This window comes from Aeromicrobium sp. Leaf272 (assembly GCF_001422865.1).
In the GTDB taxonomy this organism is placed as follows: domain Bacteria; phylum Actinomycetota; class Actinomycetes; order Propionibacteriales; family Nocardioidaceae; genus Aeromicrobium.
Genome location: NZ_LMMY01000009.1, coordinates 412919 through 422018, shown reverse-complemented (window position 1 = coordinate 422018; position 9100 = coordinate 412919). Strand labels below are relative to the sequence as shown.

The following is a 9100-nucleotide window of genomic DNA, read 5'->3' as shown; positions in this document are numbered from 1 at the left end:
GGAACCAGAACTGGGCCGGCCAGGCCGCGTGCCGTGGCAAGTCCGACGCACTGTTCGTCAAGGGCGCTGAGCAGAACCGCGCCAAGCAGGTCTGCGGCGGTTGCTCCGTCCGGGCCGAGTGCCTCGCGGAGGCGCTCGACAACCGGATCGAGTGGGGCGTCTGGGGCGGCATGACCGAGCGCGAGCGTCGTGCGCTGCTGCGTCGTCGGCCGAACGTGGCCACGTGGCGCAGCATCCTGCAGCAGACCGCCTGAGCACGGCCGTCTGAGCAGTACCGTCAGCTCGTAGCCGTCCGGCGTCCGAGCCTCGGCCCGGACGGGTGGGTCACCGCCCGGCGATGAGCTCGCCGATGCGTCGCAGGCCGTCGAGGTCGTGCACGTCGGTGGGGAGCGCGGCCACGGGCACCGTGGGCACCCTCGGGTGGCTGCCGGTGAACCGACGCTGCACCTTCTCCTCGCGCGCTGCGACCCGCTCGCGGTCGGCGTGCACGTCGAGCAGCTCGGCCACGGCCTCGTCGTAGGCGCCGGTCCCGGACTCGCGGAGTCGACCGGCCCCGCTCTCGGCGTCGGCCGCGGTCAGGCCGCCGGGCGCGCGCTCGTGCACCCGGTTGACGACCAGCCCGGCCAGCGGCATGTCCTCCTGGGCGAGCCGCTCCACGAAGTAGGCCGCCTCGCGCATCGCGTCCGGCTCGGGTGCGGCGACGACGAGGAACGCCGTGCCGTCGGCCTGCAGGAGCGAGTAGGTGGCCTCGGCGCGCTGGCGGAAGCCGCCGAACAGGGTGTCGAAGGCGGCCACGAACGTCTGCACGTCCGTGAGCACCTGGGCGCCGAGCACCTTGTTCAACGCGCTCGTGACGATGCCGAAGCCCGCGCTCAGCAGCCGTGCCGGACCCTTGGCGGGCGCGAGCAGCAGCTTGATGAACCGTCCGTCGAGCAGGCTCGACAGCCGCTCGGGGGCGTCCAGGAAGTCCAGCGCCGACCGCGACGGGGGCGTGTCGACGACGATCAGGTCCCAGTCGGGCACCTCGGGGTCGTCGCTCGCTGCGGCGTGCAGCTGGCCGAGCTTCTCCATGGCCATGTACTCCTGCGTGCCCGCGAACGAGCTCGACAGCGCCACGTAGAAGGGGTTGGTCAGGATCTGCTGCGCCTTCTCGGCGGTGGCGTGCGCCTCGACGACCTCGTCGAAGGTCCGCTTCATGTCGAGCATCATGGCGTCGAGCGACCCACCGGCCGACGTGTCGACGTCGGCGACGGGTCGCGGGGTGTTGTCGAGCTCGGTGAGCCCCATCGCCTGCGCGAGCCGCCGGGCGGGATCGATCGTCAGCACGCACACCCGCCTGCCCTGCTCGGCCGCGCGCAGCGCGAGCGCCGCCGACGTGGTGGTCTTGCCCACGCCGCCGGACCCGCAGCACACGATGATCTGGACGGTGCGGTCCGCCAGCATCGCGTCGACGTCGATGCGGCCCGCCGCCGACCCGGGTAGGCCGCGGGCCGGCTGACGCGAGCGACGCTTCGCTGCGCCGCCCTTGGCGGTGGAGGAGGAGCGCCCGCTCATGCCGTGCCGCCCTTCAGGTCGATCGAGTCGTCGAGGATCCGGGCCAGCTCGAAGAGCGCGCCGTGGTCGACACCGTCGCCGAGCAGCGGAAGCTCGACGAGCGGACGCCCGCAGTCGCCGATGACCTCGCGCTGCTCCTCCTGGAGCTGCTGCCTCTCGACGTGCGCCCGCCCCTGGGCGAGGAGCGGTCCTGCGGCGTCGCCGGGCAGGGCCGCCGACTCCAGCGCCGCCGCGGCGGCTGCGTCGTCGAGGCTCCCCGACGCGAGCGCCTCGCGCGTGGAGGCGGTGATCAGCTCGGGGCGCACCAGGTTGAGCAGCACGTGCCCCACGGGCAGCCGGGCGCCCTGCAGCTCGGCGATGCCGTCGATCGTCTCCTGCACCGGCATCTCCTCGAGCACCGTCACGAGGTGCACCTGCGTCGACCGGGCGCGCATGAGCTGCATGATCGAGTCGGCCTGGCGCTTGATCGGCCCGACCTTGGCCAGGCCGGCCACCTCGCTGTTCACGTTGAGGAACCGGGTGATGCGGCCGGTGGGAGGTGCGTCCATGACGATCGCGTCGTAGCGGTCCGAGCCCTGCCGGCGGGCGGTCTCGTAGACCTTGCCCGTGAGCAGCACGTCGCGGACGCCGGGGGCGATGGTGGTCGCGAAGTCGATGATGCCGAACTTGTCGAGCGCCTTGCCGGCCCGGCCGAGCCGGTAGAACATCTGCAGGTACTCCAGCAGCGCGGCCTCGGGGTCGATCGCGAGCGCGTAGACCTCGCCGCCGTCGAGGCCGGACGCGATCTTGCGCTCCTCGTACGGCAGGGGCGCCACGTCGAAGAGCTGGGCGATGCCCTGGCGTCCCTCGACCTCGCACAGCAGCACGCGCCGCCCACGGCTGGCCAGGGCGGTGGCGAGGGCGGCGGCCACGGTGGTCTTGCCCGTCCCACCCTTGCCGGTGACGACGTGCAGCGGGGTCCAGACGGTCACGGGACGAGCCTACCGACGTCGTCGGAGGCGGCGAGCCGAATGGATCTCAGCGGCGCGAGGCGGGCCGGCGTGCGGTGCCGGTGCGACCAGTGGTCGTGGAGCCGCGCTTCGTCGTCGTGCGAGGTGCGGGCCTCGCGGCGCTCCGCGTGGCCGCAGCGGCGCGGGGCTTCGGCTGCGGCTTGGCGGCGCGGGTGGTCGCCGTCCGTCCGGACGGTGGGCGCCGGGTGGAGGTCGTGGCGGTGGTGCGCTTGGTCCCCGAGCGCGCGGCGGTCGTCCGTGCCCGTGCCCGTGGCGGCGGCGGCGGGCTGACGAGGTGCACGACCACGTCGCGCAGGGCCAGCACCAGGTAGACCGCGGCGGCCACCGCGAGGAACCACGCCACCGGGTTGGCCAGCAGGAAGGTCGTGTCGGTGCCGGCCGGCGTGAGCGGCGGGAGCTCGGTGAGCTCGTCGCCGGTCAGCGAGAACACCTGCAGCAGGAACGGGACGATCTTGGCCACGCCGACGACGACGGCCGACACCACGAGGGCGCGGCCGATCCGTGTCGTGGGGAAGATCGACATGGTGTGACCTTTCCACGCGACCGGGTCTCCTGTCCTGGAAACGAGAAGGATGTGAGGGCCGCCGCTCGCCCCCTCCCGAGAACGGCGCCGTCGCACCCGGACCGGTCGCGGCTAGAGTCGGGCGCATGACGCAGTGGGAGTACTTGACGGCACCGGTGCTGGTGCACGCGACCAAGCAGATCCTCGACAACTTCGGCCGGGACGGGTGGGAGCTCGTGCAGATCGTGCCGGGCATGAACCCCGAGAACCTGGTGGCCTACTTCAAGCGACCGGTCCAGTCGTGAGCGACGGCATCGAGCGGCGGATCGCCGACCTCGGGCTCACGCTGCCCGAGGTGGTGCCGCCGCTCGCTGCCTACGTCCCGGCGGTGCGGTCCGGGCAGCACGTGTTCACCGCCGGTCAGCTGCCGCTGGTCGACGGCGAGCTCGTCGCCAAGGGCAAGGTCGGTGGCGAGGTGTCGGCCGAGGAGGCACAGGACTGCGCGCGCCAGTGCGCCCTCAATGCGCTCGCCGCCGTGAAGTCCGTCGTCGGCTCGCTCGACGACGTCGTGCGGATCGTGAAGGTCACGGTGTTCGTGTCCAGCACGCCCGACTTCACGGGGCAGCCGGTCGTGGCCAACGGCGCGAGCGAGCTGCTCGGCGACGTGTTCGGCGAGGCCGGCGTGCACGCACGCAGCGCGGTGGGCGTTCCGGTGCTGCCGATCGACGCACCGGTGGAGGTCGAGCTCGTGGTCGAGGTCGGCTGACCGTGCGGGTGCCCATGCCGGCGTCGTTCCGTGACCGCGTGGCGACGTGGGACGGCACGGCCGCGCCGACGCGCGACGCCGCGACCATCGCGTTGCTGAGGCCCAGTGCAGGTGGTCCCGAGACCTACCTCCTGCGGCGCCAGGCGTCGATGGCCTTCGCGCCGGGCATGTACGTCTTCCCCGGCGGTGGGCTCCAGGAGTCCGACCGCGAGGTCGTCGGCTGGGCGGGGCCGACGTCGAGCCAGTGGGGCGACCGGCTGGGGTGCGACCCCGACACGGCGCGGGCGCTGGTGGTGGCCGCGGTGCGCGAGACCTTCGAGGAGTCCGGGATCCTGTTCGCCGGCACCGACGCCGGGTCGGTCGTGGCCGACACGTCCTCCCCGGAGCTGCAGAAGGCCCGGCTCGACCTCGACGCCGGCGAGCTGAGCTTCGGCGACTTCCTGGGCAGCCGAGGTCTGGTGCTCCGCTCGGACCTGCTCGGCGCGTGGGCGCACTGGATCACCCCGGCCTTCGAGCCACGTCGGTACGACACCCGGTTCTTCGTCGCGGCCGTCCCGCGGGGGCAGAGCGTGGGCACCTTGCCCGGTGAGGCCGACCGCGCGGTGTGGGCCCCGATCGCGTCGGTCCTCGAGAAGGTCAAGGCGGGGGAGGCGGCCATGCTGCCGCCGACCTGGATCACCTGTCGCGAGCTGGTGCGGGTCGACCCCGCCGGCGTCGTGGACGAGGCCGCGTCGCGCGAGATCCGGCCCATCGAGCCGAAGCTGGTGAACGTCGACGGGGAGTGGTTCCTCGACAACCCGATCGAGGAGGAGACCCATGGCTGACGCTGTGACGGTGACCGAGCGTGCGTCGGTCGTGCGGGCCGACAACCCCGGCATCATGACGCTCGAGGGCACCAACACGTGGATCCTGCGGGAGCCCGGCGCCGCCCGGTCGGTCGTCGTCGACCCCGGCCCCGACGACGCAGCCCACCTCGACGCCGTGCTCGAGGTCGCCGGCGAGGTGGCCCTCGTCCTGTACACGCACCACCACGGCGACCACACCGATGCCTTCGCCACGTTCGGCGAGCGGACCGGGGCGCCGGCGCGTGCGGTGTCCGAGCGGTTCTGCTCGGACGCGCCGCCCCTCGTCGACGGCGAGGAGATCGACCTCGACGGCCTGCGCCTGGAGGTGGTGCTGACGCCGGGCCACACCCGCGACTCCGCCTGCCTGCGCCTGCTCGACGAGCCGTCGGTGCTCACCGGTGACACGGTCCTGGGGCGCGGCACCACCGTGGTGGCCCACCCCGACGGCGCCCTCGGGCCCTACCTCGACTCCCTCGCCAAGCTGCGCCAGCTGGTCGAGGAGGGCACCGCCGGTCGCCTCCTGCCCGGCCACGGACCTGTCGTGGACGACGCCGCCGCGGCGCTCGACCAGTACGTCGACCACCGGCAGGAACGCCTGGACCAGGTGCGCGCCGCGGTCGAGGCCGGTCGCACGACCCCGCGCGCCGTCGTCGAGCACGTCTACGCCGACGTCGACCCCGTCCTGTGGGACGCCGCCGAGCTCAGCGTCCGCGCCCAGCTGGAGTACCTGCAGGAGGCCTGACCCGTCCCTCCGTCTCGGACACTTCCGGGTGACTCAGCAGGTCGCGAACGCCCCGGACGTGTCCGGGACGGGAGCACGTCGTCGGCCGGGGAGGCATGCGAACGGGGCACCTCCCGGGTGGGAGGTGCCCCGTTCGACGGGCGAGGTGCGTCAGCGGCGCGACTTCGCGGCGCGGGCGCGCTCGGAGGCGTTCAGGATCACCTTGCGGATGCGCACGTGGGTAGGGGTGACCTCCACGCACTCGTCCTCACGGCAGAACTCCAGGCACTGCTCGAGCGACAGGCGCTTCGGCGGGATGACCTTCTCGAAGTTGTCCGACGTCGCCGAGCGGATGTTGGTCTGCTTCTTCTCCTTGGTGATGTTGACGTCCATGTCGTCGTCACGGGAGTTCTCGCCGACGATCATGCCCTCGTAGACCTCGGTGGCGGGCTCGACGAACAGCACGCCGCGCTCCTGCAGGTTGGTCATCGCGAACGAGGTGACCGCACCGGCCCGGTCGGCCACGAGCGAGCCCGACGGGCGGGTCGAGATCTCGCCGAACCAGGGCTCGTAGCCCTCGGAGATGTGGTGCGCGATGCCGGTGCCGCGGGTGTCGGTGAGGAACTCCGTGCGGAAGCCGATCAGGCCGCGGGCGGGGACCAGGAACTCCATGCGCACCCAGCCGGTGCCGTGGTTGATCATCTGCTCCATGCGGCCCTTGCGGACGGCCAGCAGCTGCGTGATGGTGCCGAGGTACTCCTCGGGCGCGTCGATGGTCAGGCGCTCGACGGGCTCGTGCAGCTTGCCGTCGATCTCCTTGGTGACCACCTGCGGCTTGCCGACGGTCAGCTCGTAGCCCTCGCGCCGCATCTGCTCGACGAGGATCGCGAGGGCCAGCTCGCCACGACCCTGCACCTCCCACGCGTCGGGGCGGTCGGTGGGCAGCACGCGGATCGACACGTTGCCGATGAGCTCGGCGTCGAGACGGTCCTTGACGAGGCGGGCCGTGACCTTCGTGCCCTTCTCGCGGCCGGCGAGCGGCGACTGGTTGGTGCCGATCGTCATGGAGATGGCCGGCTCGTCGACGTGGATCAGCGGCAGGGCGACCGGGTTCTCCGGGTCGGCCAGCGTCTCGCCGATGTTGATGCTCGCCATGCCGGCGATGGCGACGATGTCGCCCGGACCGGCGGACTCGCCGGGCTTGCGCTCGAGCGCCTCGGTGATGAGCAGCTCGGTGACCTTGACCCGCTCGACCGAGCCGTCGCGCTTCATCCACGCGACCTGCTGGCCCTTCTTGAGCGTGCCCTCCTTGACGCGGACCAGCGCGAGGCGGCCGAGGAAGGGCGAGGAGTCGAGGTTCGTGACGTGCGCCTGCAGCGGCGCGCCCTCGGTGTACTCGGGGGCCGGCACGGCGTCCATGATCGTCTGGAACAGCGGGACCAGGTTCTCGTTGTCGGGCAGGCCGCCGTCGTCGGGCTTGTTCAGCGAGGCACGACCGGCGCGGGCCGACGCGTAGACGACGGGGAAGTCGAGGGCGTCGTCACCGGCGTCCTCGGGCAGCAGGTCGAGGAACAGCTCGTAGGTCTCGTCGACGACCTCGGCGATGCGCGAGTCGGGACGGTCGACCTTGTTGACCACGAGGATGACCGGCATCTTCGCGGCGAGCGCCTTGCGCAGCACGAAGCGCGTCTGGGGCAGTGGGCCNCCGAAGTCGGCGTGGCCGGGGGTGTCGATGATGTTGATCGTCACGCCGCCCTCAGGAGCACCGGGGCCCGCGTAGCGGACGGCGGTGTTCTTCGCGAGGATCGTGATGCCCTTCTCGCGCTCGAGGTCGCCGGAGTCCATGACCCGGTCGGTGACCTCCTGGTGGTCGGTGTAGGCACCCTGCTGCTGGAGCATGGCGTCGACGAGGGTGGTCTTGCCGTGGTCGACGTGGGCGACGATCGCGACGTTGCGCAGATCGAGACGGGTGGACATGCAGGGAGTTCCTCGCGCTGGATGACAGGGGAGCCGGGGCCGGCTGAGGCCGGAGGGCCCCCAGAAGTCTAGTCGGCCGGTGGACGTGCTCCTGCCACATGGCGGCCCCAGCGTCGAAACTAGATGCAGATCACAATCATCGCGTGATCACAATGGTTGCATGTGCGTTAGCATCTTCCGGTGACCATCGAACGCGGAGCGGTGCACGAGCGCCTGGAGGCGTTCGTCCAGAGACTCATGAGCTGTGTGCACTCCGAGGGCCTCGACCAGCTCGTCGAGCTCGACCTCTCCATGACGCAGGCGCGAGCGATGTTCACCGTCGCCCACGCCGACCGCCCCCTCGCGATCAACGAGATCGCGACAGCCATCGGTCTCTCGGTGGCTGCCTCAGGTCGCACCGTCGACCAGCTCGTCAAGCTCGGCGCCCTCGAGCGCCACGAGAGTCCGGAGGACCGTCGGGTGAAGCTCGTGGGCCTCACCAAGCACGGCTTCGACTTCGTGGACGAGCAGATGGAGCACAAGCGTCGGGCCCTGCGCGTCGTCGCGGACCGGCTCGACCCCCAGCACGCCGAAGACCTGCACAGGGTCCTCGGCCAGATCCTCGCGAGCGACGCCTTGCGACTGCCAGAGAAGGAAGACCATGTCTGACCAGACCGCCGTCGGTGCGGCACCCTCCATCCCGGACGACGACCGCATCACCCCGGACATCCTGAAGATCGCCGGTGTCGTCGTCCTCGGCGCCATCATGTCGATCCTCGACATCACCGTCGTGAACGTGGCCCTGCCGACGTTCCAGGAGGCGTTCGACGTCTCCGAGCTGTCCACCGTCGCGTGGTCGGTGACGGGCTACACCTTGGCGCTCGCCGCGGTCATCCCGCTCACGGGCTGGGCGGCCGACCGCTTCGGAACCAAGCGCCTCTACATGGCCGCGATCGGCCTGTTCACCATCGGCTCGGTGCTGTGCGCCACGGCCTGGAGCATCGAGTCGCTCGTGGCCTTCCGCGTCCTCCAAGGCCTCGGCGGCGGCATGCTGATGCCGCTGGGCATGACGATCATGACCCGGGCCGCCGGCCCGCACCGCATGGGGCGCCTCATGGCCATCCTGGGCATCCCGATGCTCCTCGGCCCGATCATGGGTCCGATCCTCGGCGGCTGGCTCATCGAGATCGCCTCGTGGCACTGGATCTTCCTGATCAACCTGCCCCTCGGCCTCGCGGCGCTCGTCTACGCGCAGATCATCCTGCCGAAGGACGAGGCCGAGCCGAGCGAGTCGTTCGACTTCATCGGGATGCTGCTGATGTCCCCGGGCCTCGCGCTCTTCCTGTTCGGTGTCTCCTCGATCCCCGAGACCGGCACCGTGGAGTCGACCCGGGTGCTCGTGCCTGCGATCGTCGGCGCCCTGCTGATCATCGGTTTCGTCTTCTGGGCCTTCCGGCCGAAGCACCCGCTGCTCGACCTGCGGCTGTTCAAGGACCGCAACCTCGCGGTCTCGACGATCACCATGTTCCTGTTCGTCGGTGCGTTCTTCGGTGCGCTGCTGCTGGTGCCGACCTACTTCCAGCAGGTTCGTGGCGAGAGCGTCCTCAAGGCCGGCCTCCTCGTGGCGCCGCAGGGACTGGGCGCCATGCTGACCATGCCGATCGCCGGCACCCTGGTCGACAGGATGCCGATCGGCCGGATCGTGCCGTTCGGCTTCGTCGGCATCATCGTCGGTGTCGTGGGACT

At 71.3% G+C, this 9100-nt stretch carries 11 protein-coding genes and 1 pseudogene; 7 read left to right on the top strand and 5 right to left on the bottom strand.

Annotation, left to right across the window (positions count from 1 at the left end):
• On the top strand, nt 1–254 hold a 254-nt coding region (locus tag ASF38_RS03650; protein WP_056574164.1), incomplete at its 5' end, for a WhiB family transcriptional regulator.
• A gap of 70 nt (nt 255–324) precedes the next feature.
• On the opposite strand, the gene ASF38_RS03645 is transcribed toward ASF38_RS03650, so the two are convergent.
• The 3 genes from ASF38_RS03645 to ASF38_RS03635 are packed head-to-tail and all read right to left on the bottom strand — an operon-like array spanning nt 325 to nt 3087.
• Nucleotides 325–1554 carry an ArsA family ATPase gene (locus ASF38_RS03645; protein WP_082480344.1) on the bottom strand — a complete coding sequence of 410 codons (1230 nt, stop codon included), beginning with the start codon at nt 1552–1554 and terminating at the stop codon, nt 325–327.
• On the bottom strand, nt 1551–2525 hold the full coding sequence (locus ASF38_RS03640) for an ArsA-related P-loop ATPase (RefSeq protein ID WP_056573685.1): 975 nt from the start codon (nt 2523–2525) through the stop codon (nt 1551–1553). The genes ASF38_RS03645 and ASF38_RS03640 overlap by 4 nt, the downstream gene beginning before the upstream one ends.
• A 46-nt stretch (nt 2526–2571) precedes the next feature.
• A complete protein-coding gene (locus ASF38_RS03635) occupies nt 2572–3087 on the bottom strand; it encodes a hypothetical protein (protein ID WP_056573682.1) in 516 nt (171 codons plus the stop codon).
• Nucleotides 3088–3212: 125 nt separating this feature from the next.
• On the opposite strand from ASF38_RS03635, the gene ASF38_RS17400 reads away from it, so the two are divergent.
• The 4 genes from ASF38_RS17400 to ASF38_RS03620 are packed head-to-tail and all read left to right on the top strand — an operon-like array spanning nt 3213 to nt 5419.
• Nucleotides 3213–3371 (top strand): DUF4177 domain-containing protein, encoded by a 159-nt coding sequence (locus ASF38_RS17400; protein ID WP_144433633.1) that lies wholly within the window; start codon nt 3213–3215, stop codon nt 3369–3371.
• Entirely contained in the window at nt 3368–3832 is a 465-nt protein-coding gene (locus ASF38_RS03630) for a RidA family protein (RefSeq protein ID WP_055963192.1), read from the top strand. Before ASF38_RS17400 ends, ASF38_RS03630 begins: the two co-directional genes overlap by 4 nt.
• A 38-nt stretch (nt 3833–3870) precedes the next feature.
• Complete coding sequence (locus ASF38_RS03625) at nt 3871–4656, top strand: NUDIX hydrolase (RefSeq protein ID WP_156364876.1); 786 nt, start codon at nt 3871–3873, stop codon at nt 4654–4656.
• Nucleotides 4649–5419, top strand: a complete 771-nt coding sequence (locus ASF38_RS03620; RefSeq protein ID WP_056573680.1) for an MBL fold metallo-hydrolase — start codon at nt 4649–4651, stop codon at nt 5417–5419. The genes ASF38_RS03625 and ASF38_RS03620 overlap by 8 nt, the downstream gene beginning before the upstream one ends.
• A gap of 150 nt (nt 5420–5569) precedes the next feature.
• Here ASF38_RS03620 and ASF38_RS03615 read toward each other — a convergent pair.
• Nucleotides 5570–7102, bottom strand: a pseudogene (locus tag ASF38_RS03615) (EF-Tu/IF-2/RF-3 family GTPase); the annotation flags it as partial.
• 1 nt (nt 7103) lies between these two features.
• Nucleotides 7104–7375 (bottom strand): GTP-binding protein (locus tag ASF38_RS18700; RefSeq protein ID WP_235497419.1); only part of this gene is annotated, 272 nt, incomplete at its 3' end.
• Between the two features lie 180 nt (nt 7376–7555).
• On the opposite strand from ASF38_RS18700, the gene ASF38_RS03610 reads away from it, so the two are divergent.
• Together ASF38_RS03610 and ASF38_RS03605 are read left to right on the top strand one after the other, a co-directional pair.
• Nucleotides 7556–8023, top strand: coding sequence for a MarR family winged helix-turn-helix transcriptional regulator (locus ASF38_RS03610; RefSeq protein ID WP_056573675.1), 468 nt, complete (start codon nt 7556–7558; stop codon nt 8021–8023).
• On the top strand, nt 8016–9100 hold a 1085-nt coding region (locus ASF38_RS03605; RefSeq protein WP_235497372.1), incomplete at its 3' end, for a DHA2 family efflux MFS transporter permease subunit. The genes ASF38_RS03610 and ASF38_RS03605, both read left to right, overlap by 8 nt.